23 protein-coding genes are annotated in these 20,869 nt (G+C 72.0%); 10 read left to right on the top strand and 13 right to left on the bottom strand.

Translation table 11 applies throughout. The annotated features are described in order from the left end of the window. Positions 1 to 72 precede the first annotated feature (72 nt). Positions 73 to 1,725 (bottom strand): diguanylate cyclase CdgB, encoded by a 1,653-nt coding sequence (gene cdgB / locus ACZ3HQ_RS16485; RefSeq protein ID WP_467511440.1) that lies wholly within the window; start codon positions 1,723 to 1,725, stop codon positions 73 to 75. Between the two features lie 387 nt (positions 1,726 to 2,112). Here cdgB and ACZ3HQ_RS16480 point away from each other — a divergent pair, with 387 nt between their 5' ends. Then, the gene (locus ACZ3HQ_RS16480) at positions 2,113 to 2,604 is read left to right on the top strand and encodes a flavin reductase family protein (RefSeq protein WP_467512010.1); all 492 of its coding nucleotides are present in this window, start codon (positions 2,113 to 2,115) and stop codon (positions 2,602 to 2,604) included. A gap of 50 nt (positions 2,605 to 2,654) precedes the next feature. Continuing rightward, complete coding sequence (locus tag ACZ3HQ_RS16475) at positions 2,655 to 3,125, top strand: GNAT family N-acetyltransferase (protein ID WP_467511438.1); 471 nt, start codon at positions 2,655 to 2,657, stop codon at positions 3,123 to 3,125. On the opposite strand, the gene arfB is transcribed toward ACZ3HQ_RS16475, so the two are convergent. Beyond that, complete coding sequence (arfB, locus tag ACZ3HQ_RS16470; RefSeq protein WP_030804538.1) at positions 3,122 to 3,550, bottom strand: alternative ribosome rescue aminoacyl-tRNA hydrolase ArfB; 429 nt, start codon at positions 3,548 to 3,550, stop codon at positions 3,122 to 3,124. The two genes, ACZ3HQ_RS16475 and arfB, sit on opposite strands and share 4 nt — an antisense overlap. A gap of 185 nt (positions 3,551 to 3,735) precedes the next feature. On the opposite strand from arfB, the gene ACZ3HQ_RS16465 reads away from it, so the two are divergent. From ACZ3HQ_RS16465 to ACZ3HQ_RS16455, 3 genes are all read left to right on the top strand, one after another. Beyond that, positions 3,736 to 4,311, top strand: a complete 576-nt coding sequence (locus tag ACZ3HQ_RS16465) for a TerD family protein (RefSeq protein ID WP_030804536.1) — start codon at positions 3,736 to 3,738, stop codon at positions 4,309 to 4,311. Between the two features lie 169 nt (positions 4,312 to 4,480). Next, on the top strand, positions 4,481 to 5,416 hold the full coding sequence (locus ACZ3HQ_RS16460; RefSeq protein ID WP_467511435.1) for a bifunctional GNAT family N-acetyltransferase/NUDIX hydrolase: 936 nt from the start codon (positions 4,481 to 4,483) through the stop codon (positions 5,414 to 5,416). A gap of 18 nt (positions 5,417 to 5,434) precedes the next feature. After that, entirely contained in the window at positions 5,435 to 5,935 is a 501-nt protein-coding gene (locus tag ACZ3HQ_RS16455; RefSeq protein ID WP_030804532.1) for a hypothetical protein, read from the top strand. A 6-nt stretch (positions 5,936 to 5,941) separates the two neighbouring features. Here the strand turns inward: ACZ3HQ_RS16455 and ACZ3HQ_RS16450 are convergent, their stop codons facing one another. Beyond that, the gene (locus ACZ3HQ_RS16450; protein WP_467511433.1) at positions 5,942 to 6,631 is read right to left on the bottom strand and encodes a pentapeptide repeat-containing protein; all 690 of its coding nucleotides are present in this window, start codon (positions 6,629 to 6,631) and stop codon (positions 5,942 to 5,944) included. 149 nt (positions 6,632 to 6,780) lie between these two features. Here ACZ3HQ_RS16450 and ACZ3HQ_RS16445 point away from each other — a divergent pair, with 149 nt between their 5' ends. Continuing rightward, positions 6,781 to 8,298, top strand: coding sequence for an MFS transporter (locus tag ACZ3HQ_RS16445; protein WP_467511431.1), 1,518 nt, complete (start codon positions 6,781 to 6,783; stop codon positions 8,296 to 8,298). On the opposite strand, the gene ACZ3HQ_RS16440 is transcribed toward ACZ3HQ_RS16445, so the two are convergent. Both ACZ3HQ_RS16440 and ACZ3HQ_RS16435 read right to left on the bottom strand, forming a co-directional pair. Next, a complete protein-coding gene (locus tag ACZ3HQ_RS16440; RefSeq protein ID WP_467511429.1) occupies positions 8,287 to 8,769 on the bottom strand; it encodes a GNAT family N-acetyltransferase in 483 nt (160 codons plus the stop codon). The genes ACZ3HQ_RS16445 and ACZ3HQ_RS16440 overlap by 12 nt on opposite strands. A gap of 14 nt (positions 8,770 to 8,783) precedes the next feature. Then, positions 8,784 to 9,458 (bottom strand): rhomboid-like protein, encoded by a 675-nt coding sequence (locus ACZ3HQ_RS16435; protein ID WP_467512008.1) that lies wholly within the window; start codon positions 9,456 to 9,458, stop codon positions 8,784 to 8,786. A gap of 1 nt (position 9,459) precedes the next feature. On the opposite strand from ACZ3HQ_RS16435, the gene ACZ3HQ_RS16430 reads away from it, so the two are divergent. From ACZ3HQ_RS16430 to ACZ3HQ_RS16420, 3 genes are all read left to right on the top strand, one after another. Further along, positions 9,460 to 10,314 (top strand): aminoglycoside phosphotransferase family protein, encoded by an 855-nt coding sequence (locus tag ACZ3HQ_RS16430; protein ID WP_467511427.1) that lies wholly within the window; start codon positions 9,460 to 9,462, stop codon positions 10,312 to 10,314. Between the two features lie 64 nt (positions 10,315 to 10,378). Further along, complete coding sequence (locus ACZ3HQ_RS16425; RefSeq protein WP_467511425.1) at positions 10,379 to 11,446, top strand: right-handed parallel beta-helix repeat-containing protein; 1,068 nt, start codon at positions 10,379 to 10,381, stop codon at positions 11,444 to 11,446. A 59-nt stretch (positions 11,447 to 11,505) separates the two neighbouring features. Then, positions 11,506 to 12,531: a methyltransferase gene (locus ACZ3HQ_RS16420; protein WP_467511423.1), complete on the top strand. Its 1,026-nt coding sequence runs from the start codon at positions 11,506 to 11,508 to the stop codon at positions 12,529 to 12,531. Positions 12,532 to 12,618: 87 nt separating this feature from the next. Here the strand turns inward: ACZ3HQ_RS16420 and ACZ3HQ_RS16415 are convergent, their stop codons facing one another. The 7 genes from ACZ3HQ_RS16415 to ACZ3HQ_RS16385 are packed head-to-tail and all read right to left on the bottom strand — an operon-like array spanning position 12,619 to position 17,839. Next, the gene (locus ACZ3HQ_RS16415; protein ID WP_030804500.1) at positions 12,619 to 12,942 is read right to left on the bottom strand and encodes a TcmI family type II polyketide cyclase; all 324 of its coding nucleotides are present in this window, start codon (positions 12,940 to 12,942) and stop codon (positions 12,619 to 12,621) included. 29 nt (positions 12,943 to 12,971) lie between these two features. Then, the gene (locus ACZ3HQ_RS16410; protein ID WP_467511421.1) at positions 12,972 to 13,448 is read right to left on the bottom strand and encodes an SRPBCC family protein; all 477 of its coding nucleotides are present in this window, start codon (positions 13,446 to 13,448) and stop codon (positions 12,972 to 12,974) included. 1 nt (position 13,449) lies between these two features. After that, positions 13,450 to 13,707 (bottom strand): phosphopantetheine-binding protein, encoded by a 258-nt coding sequence (locus ACZ3HQ_RS16405; RefSeq protein ID WP_467511419.1) that lies wholly within the window; start codon positions 13,705 to 13,707, stop codon positions 13,450 to 13,452. 24 nt (positions 13,708 to 13,731) lie between these two features. After that, entirely contained in the window at positions 13,732 to 14,970 is a 1,239-nt protein-coding gene (locus tag ACZ3HQ_RS16400; RefSeq protein ID WP_467511417.1) for a ketosynthase chain-length factor, read from the bottom strand. Positions 14,971 to 14,977: 7 nt separating this feature from the next. Further along, positions 14,978 to 16,237, bottom strand: a complete 1,260-nt coding sequence (locus ACZ3HQ_RS16395; protein WP_030804488.1) for a beta-ketoacyl-[acyl-carrier-protein] synthase family protein — start codon at positions 16,235 to 16,237, stop codon at positions 14,978 to 14,980. After that, entirely contained in the window at positions 16,234 to 16,695 is a 462-nt protein-coding gene (locus ACZ3HQ_RS16390) for a cupin domain-containing protein (protein ID WP_229918926.1), read from the bottom strand. The genes ACZ3HQ_RS16395 and ACZ3HQ_RS16390 overlap by 4 nt, the downstream gene beginning before the upstream one ends. 58 nt (positions 16,696 to 16,753) lie before the next feature. Continuing rightward, on the bottom strand, positions 16,754 to 17,839 hold the full coding sequence (locus ACZ3HQ_RS16385) for a SchA/CurD-like domain-containing protein (RefSeq protein WP_467511415.1): 1,086 nt from the start codon (positions 17,837 to 17,839) through the stop codon (positions 16,754 to 16,756). A 200-nt stretch (positions 17,840 to 18,039) separates the two neighbouring features. Here ACZ3HQ_RS16385 and ACZ3HQ_RS16380 point away from each other — a divergent pair, with 200 nt between their 5' ends. Next, positions 18,040 to 19,680, top strand: a complete 1,641-nt coding sequence (locus tag ACZ3HQ_RS16380) for an FAD-dependent oxidoreductase (RefSeq protein WP_467511413.1) — start codon at positions 18,040 to 18,042, stop codon at positions 19,678 to 19,680. 83 nt (positions 19,681 to 19,763) lie between these two features. On the opposite strand, the gene ACZ3HQ_RS16375 is transcribed toward ACZ3HQ_RS16380, so the two are convergent. Continuing rightward, complete coding sequence (locus tag ACZ3HQ_RS16375; RefSeq protein WP_467511411.1) at positions 19,764 to 20,537, bottom strand: glycosyltransferase family 2 protein; 774 nt, start codon at positions 20,535 to 20,537, stop codon at positions 19,764 to 19,766. Positions 20,538 to 20,869: the final 332 nt, after the last annotated feature.

Raw genomic sequence — 20,869 nt, 5'->3', positions numbered from 1 at the left:
GCTCGGACGGGGGACCCCCGAACGGACGCCCGAACCGCACATCCCCGCACTGTCAGCGCACTGACCTGGGTTTCACCCGGCACGCCGATGCTGTTTGGGACGAGATCGTTTCTCAACGTACATCCGCTCGTCCGCGGACTTCAGCACTTCGTCGGCCGTCATCCCGCAGTGTGCCCAGCCGATGCCGAAGCTGGCACCCACCCGCACGGCCCGGCCCTCGGCCCGGATCGGCTGGATGATCTCGTTGCGCAGCCGCACCGCGAGGTCGGCGGCGTCGGCCTGGCCGAGGCCGTCGGCGAGGATCACGAACTCGTCGCCGCCGAGCCGGGCCACCGTGTCGCCGTCGCGCAGGCCCGCGCTGAGCCGGCGGGCGACCTCGATGAGGACCGCGTCGCCCGCGTTGTGCCCGAAGCGGTCGTTGATCGACTTGAAGCCGTCGAGGTCGCAGAAGAGGACCGCGAGCCCCTTGGTGCCGTCGTCCGCGCCCTGCTCGGGCGCGACGGTGTGCACATGGTGGTCGAAGGCGTCGTACGCCTCGGCGCCCGGCGCGAAGTCGAAGCCGTGGGCCCCGCCGGAGCCGGCCGGGTGGCCGTAGGCGGCGTCCAGGGAGTCCAGGGCGTCGAGGTGGGCCGGGCGGCGGCACAGCCGGGCGGCGAGCCGGGAGCGCAGCTCGGCGGAGTTCGGCAGCCCGGTCAGGGAGTCGTGGGAGGCGCGGTGGGCGAGCTGGAGCTCGCGGCGCTTGCGCTCCTCTATGTCCTCGACGTGGGTGAGCAGGAAGCGCGGGCCGTCGGCCGCGTCGGCGACCACGGAGTTGCGCAGCGACACCCAGACGTAGCTGCCGTCGCGCCGGGCGAGCCGCAGCTCGGCCCGGCCGCCCTCGGCGGAGGTGCGCAGCAGGGTGCCGATGTCCTCGGGATGGACGAGGTCGGAGAAGGAGTAGCGGCGCATCGCGGAGGCGGGCCGGCCCAGCAGGCGGCACAGGGCGTCGTTGGTGCGCAGGATGCGGCCGTGCTGGTCGCCGCCCATCTCGGCGATGGCCATGCCGGAGGGGGCGTACTCGAACGCCTGGCGGAAGGATTCCTCACTGGCGCGCAGGGCCTGCTGGTCGCGTTCCAGGCGGACCAGGGCGCGCTGCATGTTGGCGCGCAGGTGGGCGTTGCTGATGGCGATGGCGGCCTGGAAGGCGTACATCTGCAGGGCCTCGCGGCCCCAGGCGCCGGGGCGGCGGCCGGTGAGGGGGCGGTCGACGGATATGACGCCGAGCAGTCCGCCGCGCGCGCCGCCCTGGGCGCCGGGGGCGTACATCGGGGCGAAGAGCCGGTCGCCGGGGTGCCACTCCTCGGGGAAGCTGGGGGCGGGGCCGTCGGTGTACCACTGGGGGACGTCGTCGTCGTCCAGCACCCAGCCCTCGGTGTGGGGTATGAACACCAGGTCGCCCCAGAGTTCGCCCATGCCCAGCCGGCGGTCCCAGGACTCGCGGGAGCCGGTGCGGCCGGTGATGAGGGCCTCGGCGGCGGAGTTGCCGGAGACAGCGGCGACGACCAGGTCGCCGTCGGGGCGTACGAGGTTCACGCAGGCCATCTCGTAGCCGAGGGCGTTGACCGCGCCGTCCGCGACGATCTGGAGGGTGTCGGCCTGGCTGCGCGCGGTGTTCATCTCGGCCATGACCTGGTGAAGCTGACGCAGTGACGTCAGAGGGACGTACGGCTCCTGATCGGTCTCCATGCTCGCCCTCCCCCTGCTGTCCACAGGCTTTCCGCCACTGAATCACAGCGCGCTGCTCACTCGGTACACAGGGTCAACAATTCCGTACTCCTTGTGACTCAAGTCACAGAAGAACTTGAACAATTGAGTGCAGTTTCCGCACTTCCCCGTGGCGTTCTCCGATCGCAAAGGCTGCGAAGTTGCGCATATGCCGCTGGCCGGTCCGCGCTGCGCCCTTCCGCCACAGGTCCGGTCCTCTGGTCCTAGGTCCGGGCTCGGCCGGAGGCCCGATGCGGCGGGGAAGGGCCGGCGATTAGCGTTTCCGGCGTGCTGAACCCTCCCTCCCCCTCCGCCGCGGTCGCTTCTGTGCATGCTGAGGGGGTGAGCGACGACGAGTTCCGGGCCGCGATGTCCCGGCTGGCCGCGGGCGTGGTCCTGGTGACCGCGCAGGAACCGCCGCTGGACCCCGACGACCCGTACGCGCCGGGCGGCGAGGACGCGGGCATGACGGCCACGGCCTTCATGTCGGTCTCGCTGGACCCGCCGCTGGTGCTGGTCAGCCTGCGCACCGGCTCCCGCATGGACGACCTGCTGGACGAACAGCCGCTCTGGGCGGTGTCCGTCCTCGCCGAGCACCAGCGCCAGATCGCGGGCCGCTTCGCCATGAAGGGCCGCGTCAGCGACCGCCTCCTCTTCGCCGACCTCGCCTGCGACCGCGGCGAGGCCACCGGCGCCCCCCTGATCCCCGACGCCCTCGCCACCCTCGAATGCCGCACCGAACAACGCGTGGAGGCCGGCGACCACACCCTCGTCATCGGCCGCGTCCTGACGGCCCGCGTCCCCGCCGCGGAGGGCGGCCCGCTGCTGTACTACCGGGGGCGGTACCGGCACTTGGGCTGAGACCCGTAAATGGGGGGCACCCGGCGGATCGTCCGGCCTAGGGTGCCCGCATGTCACTCCGTCTCGCCGAGGTCACACCCGCGAACCTCGAAACCGCCCTGGCCGTCCGGGTGCGGCCCGATCAGGAGCACGCCGTCGAACCGGTCGCGCACTCGCTGGCGGAGGCGTACGTGCGGCCCGCCGGGGTGGCCTGGCCGCGGCTGATTCTCGACGGCGACAGGGCCGTCGGGTTCCTGATGGCCTTTCTGGACATCGACTGGCGGGCGGACGGCGGGAGCCTGCGGCGGTCCGGGCTGTGGCGGCTGAACATCGACGCGGACCAACAGGGCAACGGTTACGGGCGGTTCGCCGTGGAGGCGGTCGCGGCGGAGCTGCGGCGGCGCGGGTGCGGGGAGTTGTACGTCACCTGGCATCCGGGGGCGGACGGCCCGGGCGGGTTCTACCGGCGGCTCGGCTTCCGTACGACCGATGAGACCAGCGGCGGTCAGACGGTCGGGGTGCTCGACCTCGGAGCGGCCTAGCCCCAGTCCCGGCCCGAACGGCCCCGCTTGGTGTCCGCGCGCTGCTTCTTCTCGCGCAGGCGGCGCTCGTTGATGCCGCGCGGGATGCGGGTGGGGCGGCGGGGCTTGGGCGGAGGCGCGGTGGCCTCCGCGAGGAGGGCGGCGAGGCGTACGGCGGCGGTCTCGCGGTTGCGCCACTGGGAGCGGTGCTCGGAGGACCGTACGACGATCACACCGTCCACCAGGCGCCCGGCCAGGCGTTCGAGCGCGCGTTCCTTCCACACCGGGGGCAGGGCCTCGGTGCGGGCGAGGTCGAAGCGCAGCTCCACCTGGGAGTCGCTGGTGTTGACATGCTGGCCACCGGGCCCGGAAGACCGCGAGAAACGCCAGGTCAGCTCGGCCTCGGGAAGCGAGACCGAGCCACGGATGAGATAGGGCCCGGACATGCGTCCCATGTTCCCGGCTCCGGGCCCCCCGAGTCACCCCGATTTCCGGCGCGCCTGCCACCGGCACGGGATCAGCTCGGTAAAAAAGGTAAAGCGGGGCGGAACCTGAGGCACCCCTCCCGCCGTTCTACCCGGTGACGTAGCTTCGTCGGCACAGATACCCAAAAGGGAAGGGACTCCCAATCATGGCTGTAAGCCTGTCCAAGGGTGGCAACGTCTCGCTCACCAAGGAGGCTCCGGGCCTGACGGCCGTCACCGTGGGCCTCGGCTGGGACGTCCGCACCACCACCGGCACGGACTTCGACCTGGACGCGTCCGCCATCGCGGTCAACGGCCAGGGCAAGGTCTACTCGGACCAGCACTTCGTCTTCTTCAACAACAAGCAGACCCCGGACAGCTCCATCGTCCACACCGGCGACAACCGCACGGGCGAGGGCGCGGGCGACGACGAGGCGATCAACGTCAACCTCGCCGCCCTCCCGGCCGACGTCGAGAAGATCGTCTTCCCGGTCTCCATCTACGACGCCGAGAACCGCGGCCAGAACTTCGGCCAGGTCCGCAACGCCTACATCCGCATCGTCAACCAGGCCGGCGGCGCCGAGATCGCCCGCTACGACCTCTCCGAGGACGCGGCCACCGAGACCGCCATGGTCTTCGGCGAGCTGTACCGCAACGGCGCGGAGTGGAAGTTCCGCGCCGTCGGCCAGGGCTACGCCTCCGGCCTGGTCGGCATCGCCCAGGACTTCGGCGTGAACGTCTGAGAACGGCTGCCGCCGGCTCCGGGGCCTCACCCGGGGCCGGGGCGCGCTCAGCCACCCGGCTCGGCGCCGCCACCGGGGCCGGGCCGGCCGGAGCCGCCGGGCCCCGGGGTCCAGCCGGGGCCGCACAATGCCCTCGGCTCAGGCCGGCGCACGCGTTAGCGTGCCCCGCGTGATCCTCGAACCCGTGCCCGCCGGGGGCACCCTCCCCGCACCGCTGCTCGCCGAACTGACCGCGCTGTACGCCTCCCAGCGGGCGTTCCACACGCTCAGCGGGGAGTTCCCGGACCCGGCGGACATCCGGCCGGAGCAGGTCGCGGACGCGATTGCCGCCGAACTGGCCCACCCTCATGGCGAGGTACTGCTCGCCCGCGTGGACGGCCGTCCGGTCGCGGTCGTGAACACGCTGGCCCACCACCCCGACCCGGCCGACCCCGATCCGTGGATCGGGCTGCTGTTGGTCGACGCCGCCCAGCAGGGCAAGGGGTACGGGCGCAGGGCCGCCGAACTGACCGAGGCCCGCTTCCGCGCCGCCGGCCGCCAGGCCGTCCGCCTCGCCGTCCTCGACGGCAACCACGCGGGCCTCGCCTTCTGGAAGTCCCTCGGCTACACGCCCCTGGACCACCGCCGCGACCGCGCCCTGAACCGCCCCTGCACGGTCCTCGGCAAGACGCTCCGCACACCGAGGCAGGCCGCCCGTACCGCCGTGCTCGACCCGGAGGGCGCCGTCTTCCTCTTCCGGTACGACAACTCCGAGGTCGGCGTGCACTGGGCGCTGCCCGGCGGCGGCCTCGAACCCGGTGAGACCCCCCGCGAGGGCGCCGCACGGGAGCTGACGGAGGAGACCGGCTGGACCGACCTCGTCCCCGGCCCCCTGCTGTGCACCTGGGAACACGACTTCACCCGCGCCGGCGTCCCCGTCCGCCAGCACGAGCACATCTACGTGACCCCCGGCCCCCGCCGCGAACCCACCGCCTCCGCCCACGCCACCCACTGGGCCGAGGGCATCCTGGGCGGCCGCTGGTGGACCCCCGCAGAACTGGCCGTCCCCGCCGAGCCCGTATGGCCGCCGGACCTGGGCCGGCTGCTGGCCGAGCGGGCGGGCTGAGCCGTGGGACCATCAGATGTGCTCGACATCGGCTACGCCCTCTCCAACCGCTTCCCGGACCCCCCGCAGACGGACTACCGCCGGGCGGACGTGCGGGCGCTCAGGCACGACCTGTTCTGCGGGGACGTCTACCTCGCCGACACCAAGTCGGACCGGGAGTTGTCCACAGCCTGGGGATGGGTGCCGGTGCTGGACTTCGCGTGGGCGCTGTGCGACATCGCGGAGCAGTTGGACAAGGACCCGATGGGCTCGCGTGCCGCCCGCCCGCAGCGCGCGGAGCTGGACTTCACCGAGTCCACCGACCGCATGCTGTTCGAGCGCCGCTTCGGCTGGGTGGACATCGAGTCTGACTGGATGCCCGCCGAGGAACCCCCGCTGAGCTTCTCGCACGCCGAGTTCCGCCGGGAGGCCCGCGACTTCCTGCACGACGTCATCGCGGACCTGACCGACATGCACGAGGACCTCGCCGAGAACCCCGCGATCTGGACCCTCCAGGCCCGCTACCCCCGTATCTCGTAAACCCCGCTACCCCTCCACCCTGATCCCCAGCTCCGCCGCCAGCAGCGGCGCGAGATCCAGCAACTGCCCGGTGCCGATCAGCGCGCCCGACAGCCGGTCCAGCCCTCGGGTGATCTCCAGCGGGGCGGCCCCCCGCAGGTCGACGTCCTTCAGCGTGGCGCGGGAGAGGTCGGCGGACTTCAGGGCGCAGTCGACGAACTCCACCCGCTCCAGCCGGGCCCCGCCGAAGTCGGGCTCCACCAGCACGCAGGACTCGAAGACCACGTCCTTCAGCCGGGCCTCCCGCAGGTTGAGGAAGTCGAGCTTGCCCCCGCGCACCACGACCCGCTCCAGCACCGCCCCGTGCAGTTGGGCGCCGCCGAGCCGGGGTGAGCGGAACTCCACGTCCCGGAAGGTCGCCTCGGCGAGCTGCGTGCCCACGCCCCGCACCCCGTCGAGCACCGAGTCCAGCACCCGCGCCCGCCCGAGCCCGGTCTCGTCCAGTACGCAGCCGGTGAGCGCGCAGTCCATGAACCGGGCGCCCCCGCCGTGCTGCCCCGACAGGTCGGCCTCCCGGAACTCCAGCCCGTCGTAGTCCCCGTCCCGCTCCAGCTCCCCCTCCGCCCAGGGAGCCAGGGGCGGCAGCCGCAACTCCGGGCGCCGCGCGCCCCGTACCGCCGTGCCGCCGCCCGTACCCGTCGTTCGCCTCGTCGCCATCCGCCCATGCTGCACCCCGGCACTGACATCGCCTCGGTCTCAAGCGCCCTGAGGTCGAGGAGCGGGCCTCTCGGAAGCGAGGAAACGTCAATCCTGGGGGGCCCTCCGACGCGGATGCGACACGCCCCGATCCATGGTCTTCTGGCCAGATGAGCATCGGCCGAACGGGTGAGCGCGGTCCGGTCCCCGCCGGAACCGAGGCAGCCGATCCCCGCCGCTGGTGGGGCCTTGTCGTGATCGCGCTGGCGCAGTTGATGGTGGTGCTGGACGCGACGATCGTGAACATCGCCCTTCCCTCCGCGCAGCACGCCCTGCACATGTCCGACGGCAACCGGCAGTGGGTCATCACGGCCTACACCCTCGCCTTCGGGGGGCTCCTGCTGCTGGGCGGCCGGATCGCGGACCTGGTGGGCCGCAAACGCACCTTCGTCATCGGCCTGACCGGCTTCGCGCTGGCCTCCGCGCTGGGCGGCGCGGCGGGCAGTTCCGGGATGCTCTTCGGCGCCCGCGCGCTGCAAGGCGTGTTCGCCGCCGTCCTCGCGCCGTCCGCGCTGTCCCTGCTGACGACGACGTTCACCGACCCGCGCGAACGCGGCAAGGCGTTCGGGATCTACGGCGCGCTCGCGGGCAGCGGCTCGGCGATCGGGTTCATCCTGGGCGGGCTGCTCACGGAGTACCTGAACTGGCGCTGGTGCCTGTACGTCAACGTGCCGATCGCGATCATCGCCGTCCTCGGCGCCTTCGCCCTGCTGCGCGACCGCCCCGGCCACGGCGGCACCGCCCGGCTCGACGCGCCCGGCGCGGTGCTCGGCTGCGGCGGGCTGGTCGCCGTCGTCTACGGGTTCAGCGAGGCCGAGCCGCGCGGCTGGACCGATCCGCTGGTGCTGGCGCTGTTCGCGCTGGGGATCGTGCTGCTGGCGGTGTTCGTGTGGTGGCAGAACCGGGCGGCGGACCCGCTGCTGCCGCTGCACATCGTGCGGGACCGGAACCGCGCGGGCTGCTTCCTCACCATGCTGCTCGCGGTGATCGGCATGTTCGGGCTGTTCCTGTTCATGACCTACTACCTCCAGGTCATCCTCGGCTACTCCCCCGTCCGGGCCGGCCTCGGCTTCCTGCCGCTGACGGCCGCGATCATCATCGGCTCGACCCAGATATCCGCCCGGCTGCTGAACCGGGTGGCGCCGCGCATGCTGATGGTGCCGGGCATGCTGCTGGCCTGCGCCGGGCTGCTGCTGCTCACGCGGATGACGGTGCACTCGTCGTACACCTCGGAGATCCTGCCCGCGCTGCTGCTGCTCGGGCTCGGCATGGGTCTCACCTTCATGCCGGTGTTCGCCACCGCCACGGCCGGGGTCGCCCCGCGCGACTCCGGGGTCACTTCGGCGACCGTCAACACCGCCCAGCAGGTCGGCGGCTCCATCGGTACGGCCCTGCTCAACACCATCGCCACCACCAGCGCCGCCGCCTATGTCACCGCCCACCTGCGCAGCCCGGCCGACCGGGCGACCGTGGTCCCGGCGGGGGTGGTGCACGGCTACACGGTGGCCATCTGGTGGGCGGCCGCGGTGATGCTGCTGGCCGCGGTGGTGGCGGGGCTGATGGTCACGGCGAAGCCGCCCCGGCACGGGGTCCCCTCGAAGGCGCAGGTACGGGAGTCAGTCGGCTGAGCGGGCCAGGTCCGTCAGCGCGTCGTCGGTGAGGCGGTACACCGTCCACTCGTCCTGGGGGCGGGCGCCGAGCTTCTCGTAGAAGCCGATGGCGGGGCGGTTCCAGTTCAGCACCGACCACTCCAGGCGCTCGTAGCCGCGCTCGGCGCAGAGCCGGGCCAGCTCGGTGAGGAGGGCGCGGCCGTGGCCGCCGCCGCGTGCGGCGGGGCGGACGTACAGGTCCTCCAGGTAGATGCCGTGCACGCCGCGCCAGGTGGAGAAGTTCAGGAACCACAGCGCGAAGCCGGCGGGCTCGCCGGTGGCGTCGTCCACCGCGAGATGCGCGTACGCCGCCGGGCGGTCCCCGAACAGCGCCTCCCGCAGTTGCTCCTCGGTGGCCCGCGCCTCGTCGGGCTCCTTCTCGTACTCGGCCAGTTCGCGGATCATCGTGTGGATGACGGGGACGTCGTCGGGGCGCGCGGTACGGATCATGCCGGGCAGCGTAGTCAGCCGGACGGCGCGGCCGGGCTCCGGAACGGGTGCCACGCACTCCCCCGGTCCCGCACCAGCGGATAACAGGCCAGCCCGATCAGCGCGGCCAGGGCGTGCCCCACGTCGGTGAAGGTGCGGCCGTCGACGAGGGGGACGGTGTAGACGGCGAGCAGCACGGCGAGATACGGGTACCGCCAGGGCGGCGCGATGCGGTAGGTCAGCACGCCCATGACTCCCGCGAGGGCGTAACTGACCCCGATGTCCAGGGTGTTCACCGCCGAGGCCGGAGCATGCCCGTCGTTTATGGCCCGCAGCAGCGCCAGCTCGCTGATCAGTGTGGCCAGCACATGTGCGGCCACACACACCACCAGCCACCGAGCCGTACCGAGCCACCGCTCCGCCTGCGCGTGGAACACGCTGTACGCGAGGACGTACGGCAGCCAGTGCCCCCCGTCGATCCACATCCCGCTCGTGATCAGCACCCGCACGGGGTTCTGCGACAGCTCATGAATATTGGTCGACCGCTGCCGCAGAAACTCCTTCTCGAACTCCGGCGACATGTGATGCAGAGCCACCGTGGTCACAAAAAGAACGGCAAGCCACACATAGGTCCCGGGCGCGGACCGCACATAACCCGCCACCACCCGACCCACACGCCCCAACCCGACACCCCGTCTCACACCCGCCAGTATGGTCACCGAGGTGCCCACCCCGCCCTCCGACCGCCCCGCCCTGACCCACCGGGCGGACGACTTCCTGGCCCGCTGGAACCTACGCGCCGAGGGGCCGCCGCTGTCCGGCATCGCCGCCCTGGTGTTCCCGGTGACCGCCGCCGACGGCACCCCGGCCGCCCTGAAGGTCCAGCACCTGGACGAGGAGTGCGCGGGCGAGGCGACGGCCCTGCTCACCTGGGCCGGAGACGGCGCCGTCCGCCTGCTGGCGCACGACCCGCCCACCGGCACCCTCCTGCTGGAACGGCTGGACGAGCAGCGCCCCCTCTCCGCGCTGCCCGACACCCGCGAGGCGGTCGACGTCCTGGGCGGGCTGCTCGCCACCCTCACCGCCCGCCCCGCACCGCCGGGACTGCGCCGACTGGGTGACATCGCGCGCGGGATGACGGACCGCCTGCCGCGCGCCCTCCGCACGGAACCCGACCCCGCAACCCGCCGCCTGCTGCGGGACTGCGCGGCCGCCCTGCGCGAGGTCGCGGACCAGCCCGGCGACCGGCTGCTGCACTGGGACCTGCACTACGGCAACGTCCTGGCCGCGGCCCGCGCGCCCTGGCTGGCCATCGATCCCAAGCCGCTGGCCGGCGACCCCGGCTTCGAGCTGCTCCCCGCACTCGCCAACCGGTACGACCCGGCCGACACCCGCCACCGCTTCGACGCGCTGACCGCCGTCCTCGGTCTTGACCGGGAACGGGCGCGGGCCTGGACACTGGCCCGCGTCCTCCAGAACCGGCTGTGGCAACTGGAGGAGGGCGACGCCGGACGGCCGCAGGACGACGTACGGCTGGCCGTGGGGCGGGCGTTGCGGGCTCTTTGACAGACACGCCCCCGGACGGACCATCGCGTGGGGTATCGGATAAAACGGTCATACCGTACGCGGTATGAAGAGATGCCACCTCGCATATCTCGCCTGCACCGCGGCCCTTGTGAGCGCGGGAGTGGGGGCGGTCCCCGCGGCCGCCGCTCACCAGACCCTCGTGGTCCGTCCGGGCGAGTCGATCCAGAAGGCCGTCGACGCCGCCCACGCCGGGGACACCGTGCTGGTGCTCGCCGGTACCTACCACGAGAGCGTGCAGATCGGCACGGAGCGCATCACGCTGCGCGGCGCGGGCGCCCGTACGATCGTCAAGCCCGCCGCCGTCAAGACCGGCAAGGACGCCAACACCTGCGCCCAGAACGGCAACGGCATCTGCGTCCTCGGCACCAAGACGAAGAACGTCGAGGGCGTCACCGTCGCCGACCTCACCGTCACCGGGTTCGCCCGCGCCGGGGTGTTCGGCATGGCGACCGACCGTATGACGGTCCGCCATGTGCGCGCCGTCGACAACGACACCTGGGGCATCGCCCAGGAACGCTCCACGCGCGGCGTGTTCCGCGAGAACGTCGCCGAGCGCAACGGCGACGCCGGACTCTTCCTCGCCAACACCATCAAGGAGGAGGCGGGCGCGTACGACGCCGGACGGACCCTCGTCGAGCACAACCGCCTCAACGACAACCGCATCGGCGTCACCGTCCGCCGCCTGCGCGGCGTCAACGTCCAGGACAACGGCATCCGCGGCAACTGCGCCGGTGTCTTCGTCGTCGGCGACGAGAACGCCCCGAAGGCCGGTCACCTGACCGTCGCCCGCAACCGCGTCTCCGAGAACAACAAGTCCTGCCCGAAGACCGAGCGCCTGCCCGCCCTCCAGGGCTCCGGCATCGTGCTGACCGGCGTCGAGCAGACCCGCGTGACCGGCAACTACGTGCGCGGCAACGCCGGCAAGTCCCCGCTCTCCGGCGGCATCGTGCTCTTCAAGAGCATGGTCGGCGCCACCGGCGACAACAACCGCGTGGACGGCAACACGCTGTCGGCCAACGCCCCCGCGGACCTGGTGAACACGGACACGGGCAAGGGCAACCGCTTCGAGCGCAACTCCTGCCGGGCCTCGAAGCCCGCCGGCCTGTGCTGACCGCCCGCCCGCTGCCCATCGATGACCGAAGAAGGCCGAAGAACGAGAAAGGGCGGCAGATGACGACCGCTGAGACAGCCCCACCGCCTCCCATGCGCCTGCGCGAGCTGGTGTTCGGGGCGGCCTGCGCCGCCGCCGTCCGGGCCGCCGCCCGGCTCGGCGTCGCCGACGCCCTCGGTGACGAGCCCAAGCCCGTGGAGGACCTGGCGGCCTCGGTGAAGACCGAGCCCAAGCCGCTGCGCCGGCTGCTGCGCGCCCTGTCCTGCTACGGCGTCTTCGCCGAGCGCCCGGACGGCACCTTCGCGCACACCGACATGTCCCGCCTGCTGCGCGAGGACGACCCGGGCAGCCTGCGTGCCATCGCCCTGTGGTGCACCGAGCCGTGGACCTGGGACGCCTGGCCCAAGCTGGACGAGGCCGTGCGCACCGGGGACAACGTCGTGGAGTCCCTCTACGGCAAGGAGTTCTTCACCTACCTCAACGAGGACGCCCCCGAGTCCGCGGACGTCTTCAACCAGGCCATGACCCGCTCCAGCGAGCAGTCGGCCCGCGAGGTCGCCGCCCTGCTCGACCTGTCCGGCGCCTCCTCGGTGGCGGACTGCGGCGGCGGCCAGGGCCATGTGGTGGCCTGCCTGCTGGACAAGTACCCGACGATGCGCGGCAGCCTGCTCGACCTGCCCCGCGTGGTCGAGAACGCCCTGCCCCGCCTGCGTACCGGCGACCTCGCCGACCGCGCCGAGATCGTGCCCGGTGACGTGCGCGCCTCGGTCCCGGTGAAGGCCGACGTCTACATCATCAAGAACATCCTGGAGTGGGACGACGAGAGCACCGCCCGGCTGCTCGGCAACGTCGTCGCCGCGGGCGGCCCCGGCACCCGCGTCGTCGTCATCGAGAACCTCGTGGACGACACCCCCTCGATGCGCTTCAGCACCGCGATGGACCTGCTGCTCCTGCTCAACGTGGGCGGCGCCAAGCACACCACCGAGTCCATGGTCGGCCGGCTCACCTCGGCGGGCCTGGTCGTGGACGACATCCGTCCGGTCAACCCGTACCTGCACGCCTTCGAGTGCCACGTCGCCGGCTGACGCGGCCCCCGTACGGCGACAACCGGCCGCCGGGCCCGCGACGCTGCGGGCCCGGCGGCCGGTGGTCATCCCGAGGGAGTCGGACGGTCAGTCGCGCTCCCACACGTAGAAGCGCTCCGCCATCGCGTCCTTCGGGGAGCGCCAGGTCTCCGGGTCGTACGCGCTGACGTACGCCGACAGGCGCTCGCTGATCCCGCGGAACTCCGGGTGGCCCGCCACCTTGGCGATGGCCGGGGCCGGGTCGCTGTCCGACTCGACGAGGTGCATGTACACATCGCCGAACTGGAACAGGCTGCGGCGGCGCACCCCGACGAGGTGCGGCAGCTCGCCCCGGTCCGACTCCGCGAAGATCTTGGCGATGTCCTGGGCCGAGCCCGGTGCCATCCGGGCCACGATCAGTCCCTGGTGCATGGCAGGTGTCCTCTTCTCCCGCTAGCCGGTCAGTCGGCCAGGGCCGGGGCGGGGCGGTCCCCGGCGGCCTGCTGGATCTTGTCCCGGATGAGCGCCATCTGGACCTTGGAGTTGCGGTTGATGTTGTCGGTCATCCAGTCGTCGTCGACCGGCGCCTCGGGCTTCATGGCGAAGTCCTGGGTCCACACCATGCGGGTGCCGCCGGGCACCTCCTCGTAGGCCCAGTGGATGTCCATGTGGGCGAAGGGGCCCGTCTCCACGCGGCGGGCGCGCACGGTGAGGTTCTCGCGGTCCGGCTCGCGCTCGGAGACCCAGCTCCACACGGTGCCGTTGTCGTCCGGGTGCATGGTGAGGCGGAACGTCGTCTTGCGGCCCTCACGCTTGAGGACCTCGACGGACGCGTACTCGCTGAACAACTGCGGCCAGTTCTCCAGGTCGTTGGTCATGTCCCAGACCAGGTCGAGCGGAGCGGCGATGGTGATCTCGTTCCGGGTGTGTCCGGCCATGTCAGGCTCCTGCCATCAGTGCGCTGTTGACGAGGTCGAGGAACGCCTGCGGCGTCTTGCAGCGCTCGGCGTCCGGGGGCATCGGGGTGCCGTGCCGGTTCTCCAGCTCGCCGACGATGCCCAGCAGGCCGAGCGAGTCGAGCCCCAGCGTCTCGAACGGGGTGTCCGGCTGCTCCCGCAGCAGCTCCGGGGCGACGGTGATGCCCGCCGCCTTCTTCATCAGGGCGGCCAGTTGCTCTTCGGTGATCTGCGCGTTCATGCCGTTCTCTCCTTTGCTGTTCGCCTACTGGGCGCCGTGCCGCAGCACCAGCGCCGCGTTCGACCCCATGAGGCCCCGGCTGAGGACCAGCGCCGTGCGCGGCTCGGCCACGCGGGCGCTCCCGGTCACGAGGTCCAGGTCGTGGCAGACGTCCACCACGTTCGGCGTCGGCGGGATCAGGCCGTGCTCCATCGCCAGCACCGCCGCCGACACGTCCAGCACCGGTGCCGCGCAGTAGCCGCGGCCGATACCGGTCTTCGGCGCCGTCACCGGCACCCGGCGCCCGTGCTCGCCGAGCGCGTCCACCAGCGCCAGCGCCTCGGCACGGTCCGCCTCCGGCACCCCGAGGGCGTCGGCGAAGACCATGTCGACCTCCTCCGGCGCGCACCGGGCCTCGGCCAGCGCGGTCCGGATGGCCTGCGCCAGCCCCTCGCGGGACTCGGCCCAGCGGGAGGCCCCGGTGAACGTCGCCGCGTGTCCCGCGACGTACGCCCGGACCTCGGCCCCGCGCTCCCGCGCGGACCGCTCCGCCTCGATGACGAGCATCGCCCCGCCCTCGGCGGGCACGAACCCGCACGCCGCGTCGGTGAAGGGGCGGTAGGCGCGGGCCGGGTCGCTCTGAGAGCTCAGCTCCCCGTACCCGAGCTGGCAGACCACCGAGTACGGCGCGAGCGGCGCCTCGGTGGAGCCGGCCACCATCACATCGGTGCCCCGGCGGACCGCGCGGGCGGCGTGCGCGAGGGCGTCCAGACCGCCCGCCTCGTCGGAGGCGACCACCGAGCAGGGCCCCTTGAGGCCGCGCCGGATGGAGATCTGGCCGGTGCTGGCCGCGTAGAACCACGCGATGGACTGGTACGGGCCGACGAACCGGCTGCCCTTGCCCCACAACTGCTGGAGCTCGCGCTGGCCGAACTCGCCGCCGCCGGAGCCGGAGGCGGTGACCACCCCGATGGAGAAGGGGTCGGCCGCCGTGTCGGCCTGTCCGAGCCGGGCGTCCTCCAGGGCCAGGTCCGCCGCCGCCATGGCGAAGTGCGTGAACCGGTCGGTCTGCACCAGGAAGCGTTCCTCGACCACGCCGGGGTCGAACTCGCGGACCTCGCCCGCCACCTTCAGCGGCAGGTCCTGGCAGCCCTCGCGGGTCACCCGGTCCAGGACGCTGATGCCCTCCTGGGTGGACTTCCAGAAGGTCTCGGTGCTGATGCCGTTCGGCGCGACCACCCCGATACCGGTGACGGCCGCGCGCCGTTCCTCGGTTGCGCTCATCGTGTCCTCACTCCCTCGGCCGGGTCAGGATCACCGCGGACTGGAAACCGCCGAACCCGCTGCCCACGGAGAGCACGCCGTTCAGCTTCCGCTCCCGTGCCTCGCGCGGGACGTAGTCCAGGTCGCACTCGGGATCGGGGGTCGTGTAGTTCGCGGTCGGCGGGACGGCCTGCTTGGCGAGCGCCAGCACACACGCCACCACCTCGATGGCCCCGATCGCCCCGAGGGAGTGCCCCACCATCGACTTGATGGAGCTCATCGGGGTGTCGTAGGCGTGCTGCCCGAGCGCCCGCTTCACCGCGGCCGTCTCGTGGCGGTCGTTCTGCCGGGTGCCGGAACCGTGCGCGTTGACGTAGTCGATCGCGGTCGGGTCGATCCGGGCCTGGTCCATGGCGGTCTCGATCGCGCGGGCCATCTCCAGGCCCTCGGGGGTCAGACCGGTCATGTGGTACGCGTTGCCGAACGTGGCGTACCCGCTCAGCTCGCAGTACACGTGCGCACCGCGGGCCCGGGCGTGCTCCAGCTCCTCCAGTACCAGCACCGCGCCGCCCTCGCCCATGACGAATCCGTCACGGTCGTTGTCGAAGGGGCGGGAGGCGTGCGCCGGGTCGTCGTTGTTCGGGGAGGTCGCCTTGATCGCGTCGAAGCACGCCATCGTGATCGGGGATATCGGCGAGTCGGAGGCACCGGCCAGGCATATGTCCGCCCGGCCCTCCTGCACGGTGTGGAAGGCGTACCCGACGGCGTCCAGGCCCGAGGTGCAGCCCGTGGACACCGTCTGCACCGGGCCCCGCGCGCCGAACCGCTCGGCCACCGACGAGGCGACCGTGCTGGGCGAGAACGCCCGGTGAAGTTCGGGCCGGGCCTGGGTGTGGTCCACATCCCAGCGCTGGCCGCCATGGCTGACCAGCACATAGTCGTTCTCCAGCCGGGTGGTGCCGCCGACCGCGGTGCCGACCGACACCGCGATCCGCCACGGGTCCTCCGCCGCGAGGTCCAGCCCCGAGTCGTGCACCGCCTCGTCGCCCGCCACCAGCGCGAACTGGATGTACCGGTCCGCCCGCTGCACCTGCTCGGCGTCGAGTCCGTAGGCCGCCGGGTCGAAGTCGCACTCGGCGGCGATCCGTGACCGCAGCCCCGAGGGGTCGAAGAAGGTGATGCCGCGCGTCGCGGTCCGGCCGTTGGACAGCAGGTCCCAGAACGCGGGCGTACCGATCCCGCCCGGAGCCACGATGCCTATGCCCGTGACCGCCACCCGCCGGGTCATGAGCGCACCTGGTCCCGGCCGGCGGCAACGGCACCACCGGCCTCGGTCACCACCGCGGCGGCCCCGATCACGTCCGTCTCCTCGGTGTCCACGTGACCGAGCTGCGGGCGCGGGGCCAGCGGACCCAGGTGGAAGACGAGACGCGCCTCCTCGTCACCCACGTTGCGGAAGCGGTGCCGCATGTGGGCGGGGATCATCAGGCCCTGCTCCGGCTTGAGGGGGTGCGCCTCGCCGTCGAGGTCCACCTCCAGCCGGCCGCAGATCACGTACACGAACTCCTCGGAGTACGGGTGGTAGTGCTCGCCGATGCGGTCGCCGGGCTGCACGATGGCCACGCCCATGAAACCGCTGGTGGAACCGACCGTCGCCGGGGTCAGCATGGCGCGCAGGTCGCCACCGCGCCGGGTGTTGTGCTCGGTGTCCTTCAGGTCGATGATCTTGGGACGGTGTTGGATCACAGTTTCCTCCGTGGAATGTGCCGCGTCGGCGGTTGCGGGGTGAGAGGCGGCCACCGGATCAGGCGTCCGAGGCGCGGCGGTCGGTGACGAGGTCCATCCGGGCGACCTCGCCGTCCAGCAGCGTGCGCAGCTCGGCGGCCGCGGCCGCGTCGGCGGGCAGCGCGTCGACGTTCTTTCCGCGTACGTCCACCAGGCGCACCACCACGTCGTCGCGCTGGAAGACCGTGCTGCGCAGCACCGCGCTCGCCGGGTCGTCGGCCGCGACCTGGTCGTGCTGGGAGATCAGCTCGGCCAGCCGCATGCCCTGGCCGGCGCGGGCCGGGTAGAACAGCGCGAGGCGGTTGCCCTCCGCCTGGTCGTCGGCGACCACGTGGTGCACCGCGGGGAGCGCCGCACGGGTGAAGAACATCCGGGCCGACTCCTGGTCGTCCAGGTCCCGGTCCTGCTCCAGGTAGGGGTTGATGGCCTCCTCGACCGCCCGCACCTCGGGCTGCCGGGCCACGTGCCGCAGCGCGGCCAGCAGGTCGCCGCGCACCTCGATGGCCCGCACCACCCGGTTGCCCTGCATGAACAGCGAGGTCCGCAGAAGCTGCGTGGTGTCGTCCACGCGGGCCTTCGGCGAGGCGTAGTCCGCGAGGATCGCCGCGACCTTCTCCTCGGTGCCGGGCTTCACGGTGAAGGTGAGCGCGTGCCGGATGACCCCGTCACCGATGCGCGGGTGCGCCTGGAGGCGGCGGCCGGGGGCCGACTCGGCGGGGACGGCCGGGCCGCCCGTCTCGCGGACGATGTGGAAGCGCAGCGAACGGGTGTCGCGCACGCAGGAGTGCAGCGGCTCCACCATGTGCACGTGCTCCTCGCTGTTCACCCAGGTGAGGAACGGCGGGGCGCTCTCCCACTCGCTGGTGATGAGCCACTGCGAGGGGTTCTCGATGGACTGGCAGAGCTGGTCGCTGACGTGACCGGGAACCTGCGCGACCTGGGCGCAGAGCTGCTCGTACGCCTCCAGGAACTGCTGCTGCGCGCCGTCGTACACGTCGACCAGAAGGACGACCCGCAGCGGGGAGCCGTCGAACACGGACTGGGAGACACGCCTGGACATCTCGCGTGCCGGCGTTTCTGAGGGACGTTCAGACGTGGTGGTCATCCTGCACACATCTCCTTCGCGGGGCAGAACCGGTGCCGCCCTTCGATCGGGCCCGGCAGCGTTCCTTGATCCTGTGCCGGTCCCCACAAGCCCGCGACTCCTGTGAACCACGTGGGTGATTGGGCACGCGGAGCCGCCGTCACCGGGAAGGAAGAGTCCGAGGCGCCCCACGCGCCCACCCCCAGCCACTGGAGGCTTCGATGCATCAGAAAGCCGACCACCGGGTCCCCGTCCTCATCGTGGGCGGCTCACTGGTGGGCCTGTCCATGTCCGTGTTCCTGGGCCGTCTCGGTGTGCGGCACATGCTCGTCGAACGGCACTCAGGGACCTCGATCCACCCGCGTGGACGCGGCAACAACGTCCGCACGATGGAGCTGTTCCGGGTCGCCGGGGTCGAGCCGGACATCAAGGCGGCGGCCTCGCTGCTCGCCGACAACCACGGCATCCTCCAGACGCCCACCCTCGTGGGTGACGCCGGGGAGTGGCTGTTCAGGAACATCGACCCCGGCGGCGGTCTGGCCCGGTTCAGCCCCACGGCCTGGTGCCTGTGCAGCCAGAACGACCTGGAGCCGGTGCTGCTGGACAGCGCGCGCGAACTCGGCGGAGACCTCCGGTACTTCCACCAGATGGAGTCCTTCGAGCAGGGTGCCGACGGAGTGACGGCCACGGTCCTCGACCGGAACACCGAGGAGCGGTTCACCGTCCGCGCGGACTACCTCGTCGCCGCCGACGGCCCGCGCAGTCCCGTACGGCGTGCCCTCGGCATCGGGCAGAGCGGGCCCGGTGACCTGTTCGCCAACGTCAGCGTCACCTTCCGGTCCCGCGCGCTGGCCGACGTGGTCGGCGACCGGCGCTTCATCTGCTGCTACCTCACCCACCCGGACGCGGACGGCGCGCTGCTGCCCGTGGACAACAAGGAGAACTGGGTCTTCCACGCGCCCTGGCACCCCGAGCGCGGCGAGACGCTGGACGACTTCACCGAGGAGCGGCTGCGCGACCACATCCGCCGGGCGGTGGGCGTGGACGAACTCGACGTGAAGATCACCGGTATGGCCTCCTGGCGTGCCGCCGAACGCGTCGCCGACCTGTACTCCTCGGGCCGGGTCTTCCTCGCCGGCGACTCCGCCCACGAGATGTCCCCGACCGGCGCGTTCGGCTCCAACACCGGTATCCAGGACGCCCACAACCTGGCCTGGAAGCTGTCTGCCGTGCTGTCCGGCTGGGCGGGCCCCGGCCTGCTGGAGACCTACGGCGCCGAGCGCCGCCCGGTCGCGGCCGCCACCAGCGCCCGCGCCTCGGCCCGCTCCGTCGAGCACAGCCACCCCGGCTTCGCCCCGGCCCCCGGCGTGGGCGGCGCCAAGCGCGGCGGCATCCTCAACGTGGTCCTCGGCTACCGCTACCCGGCCGGCGCCGTCCTCGGCGCCGACCCCTACGCCGAGGTCGTCCCGGACGCCCTCGCCCTCGACGGCCGCCCCGGCAGCCGTGCGCCGCACCTCTGGCTCCGCCGGGGCGGCCTGCGCCTCTCCACCCTCGACCTGTACGAGCGCTCGATGGTCCTCCTCACCGACGCCCCCGACGACGCCGGCTGGTACGCGGCGGCCCGCCGCGTCGCGGCGGAGGACGGCATCGCCCTCGACGCCTACCGCGTCGGCCCCGGCCCGGACGCCGACCTCACCTACGACACGGAGGGCTCCGACTGGGCCACCGCCCACGGCACCACCGCCGACGGCGCGGTCCTCGTCCGCCCCGACGGCTTCGTCGCCTGGCGCGCGACCAGCGCGGCGGCGGACCCGGACACGGTCCTCCGCGAGGCCCTCACGTCCCTGCTGACACCGGCCTGACCCCCCGCGGAAACCCCGAAGGCCGCCCCCACCTCACCGGTGCGGGCGGCCTTTTCCGACTTTTCGGGCTTTTACAGCGGAACCTAGATCCGCGAGTTGCGCAGCGACTGCCACACGGCGCCGGCCAGCGCCCGCGTCGCCCGTGGCACCGACAGTCCTTCGTGCTCGCGGTACAGCTCCCAGTTGTACGGCACCAGGGAGAGCTTGTTGGAGGACAGCGAGGTCGCCTGGTGGGCGCGGTACACCGCGAGCGGCTCGGCAAGGCCCCGGGCGTCGGCGCCGTCGCGCATGATCGACAGCCACAGGGCGTAGTCCTGCCGCTTCCGCATCTCCGGCATCAGCCTGGTGCCCAGGACATTGCGGTCGTACATGGCGGTCAGTGCGCCTATGTGGTCCCGCACCAGCATCGCGCGGTAGTCCACGTGTTCCCGCGCACGGACCACGCGCCCGTTGGGGACGAACTCGGTGCTCTCGCCGTCGTGGTCCGCGTCCATCTTGTAATAGGACGTGAAGGTCAGAGGCGCGTCCCCGGCGGCGGCGAACGCGACCTGCCGCTCGGTCTTCTCCGGAAGCCACATGTCGTCGCTGTCGAGGAAGGCGACGTAGTCGCCCCGCGCCCGCTCGATGGCGAGGTTGCGCGCCCGGCCGGCACCGCCCTGCTCGGGCGCCGACCGCGGCAGCACACGCTCGTCCTGCCGGGCGAACTCCATGAGCAGGTCCATGGAGTCGTCCGTGGACTTGTCGTCCGTGACCAGCAACTCCAGATCACTGTGCGTCTGCGTGAGCACCGACCGGACCGCCGCGCCCAGAGTGGCCGCCGAGTTGTACACGGGCATCACGACTGACACCAGAGGCACAGCACTTCTCCTTGCTAACACGTCGATAGAGCACAGAAACCGCAAAGGCCCAGGTCAGATGGTGTCTGCCCTGAGCCTTTCCAGAGCCCCCTGTCGGATTCGAACCGACGACCTACGCATTACAAGACCGAGAGCAGTCATGTCGCGTCGTGCCTTGTGATGCGGGCTCGTGACGTTTTACCTGATCAGACCATGCGCGACGGGTTTCCACGCGCTACCCCATGCTGCCCCGTCCAAAGGCGTCTGTCCACCGGCTGTCCACCGGAGGGCGGCATCGTTCAGGACGTGGTGACCGCCTGCCGACGCACTGCCGCCTCAGATGCTCGGCGGGT

This window comes from Streptomyces sp. NPDC018263, from assembly GCF_055562575.1.
The sequence above is the reverse complement of the archived record's forward strand: the minus strand, read 5'-3'. Positions and strand labels throughout refer to the sequence as shown.

What these genes read in the sequence shown, in the direction of transcription:
- cdgB (WP_467511440.1), bottom strand. Translation starts at nt 1,725, where the DNA reads ATGGAGACCGATCAGGAGCCGTACGTCCCTCTGACGTCACTGCGTCAG.
- ACZ3HQ_RS16480 (WP_467512010.1), top strand. Translation starts at nt 2,113, where the DNA reads ATGTCCCGGCTGGCCGCGGGCGTGGTCCTGGTGACCGCGCAGGAACCG.
- ACZ3HQ_RS16475 (WP_467511438.1), top strand. Translation starts at nt 2,655, where the DNA reads ATGTCACTCCGTCTCGCCGAGGTCACACCCGCGAACCTCGAAACCGCC.
- arfB (WP_030804538.1), bottom strand. Translation starts at nt 3,550, where the DNA reads ATGTCCGGGCCCTATCTCATCCGTGGCTCGGTCTCGCTTCCCGAGGCC.
- ACZ3HQ_RS16465 (WP_030804536.1), top strand. Translation starts at nt 3,736, where the DNA reads ATGGCTGTAAGCCTGTCCAAGGGTGGCAACGTCTCGCTCACCAAGGAG.
- ACZ3HQ_RS16450 (WP_467511433.1), bottom strand. Translation starts at nt 6,631, where the DNA reads ATGGCGACGAGGCGAACGACGGGTACGGGCGGCGGCACGGCGGTACGG.
- ACZ3HQ_RS16445 (WP_467511431.1), top strand. Translation starts at nt 6,781, where the DNA reads ATGAGCATCGGCCGAACGGGTGAGCGCGGTCCGGTCCCCGCCGGAACC.
- ACZ3HQ_RS16440 (WP_467511429.1), bottom strand. Translation starts at nt 8,769, where the DNA reads ATGATCCGTACCGCGCGCCCCGACGACGTCCCCGTCATCCACACGATG.
- ACZ3HQ_RS16430 (WP_467511427.1), top strand. Translation starts at nt 9,460, where the DNA reads ATGGTCACCGAGGTGCCCACCCCGCCCTCCGACCGCCCCGCCCTGACC.
- ACZ3HQ_RS16425 (WP_467511425.1), top strand. Translation starts at nt 10,379, where the DNA reads ATGAAGAGATGCCACCTCGCATATCTCGCCTGCACCGCGGCCCTTGTG.
- ACZ3HQ_RS16420 (WP_467511423.1), top strand. Translation starts at nt 11,506, where the DNA reads ATGACGACCGCTGAGACAGCCCCACCGCCTCCCATGCGCCTGCGCGAG.
- ACZ3HQ_RS16415 (WP_030804500.1), bottom strand. Translation starts at nt 12,942, where the DNA reads ATGCACCAGGGACTGATCGTGGCCCGGATGGCACCGGGCTCGGCCCAG.
- ACZ3HQ_RS16410 (WP_467511421.1), bottom strand. Translation starts at nt 13,448, where the DNA reads ATGGCCGGACACACCCGGAACGAGATCACCATCGCCGCTCCGCTCGAC.
- ACZ3HQ_RS16405 (WP_467511419.1), bottom strand. Translation starts at nt 13,707, where the DNA reads ATGAACGCGCAGATCACCGAAGAGCAACTGGCCGCCCTGATGAAGAAG.
- ACZ3HQ_RS16400 (WP_467511417.1), bottom strand. Translation starts at nt 14,970, where the DNA reads ATGAGCGCAACCGAGGAACGGCGCGCGGCCGTCACCGGTATCGGGGTG.
- ACZ3HQ_RS16395 (WP_030804488.1), bottom strand. Translation starts at nt 16,237, where the DNA reads ATGACCCGGCGGGTGGCGGTCACGGGCATAGGCATCGTGGCTCCGGGC.
- ACZ3HQ_RS16385 (WP_467511415.1), bottom strand. Translation starts at nt 17,839, where the DNA reads ATGACCACCACGTCTGAACGTCCCTCAGAAACGCCGGCACGCGAGATG.
- ACZ3HQ_RS16380 (WP_467511413.1), top strand. Translation starts at nt 18,040, where the DNA reads ATGCATCAGAAAGCCGACCACCGGGTCCCCGTCCTCATCGTGGGCGGC.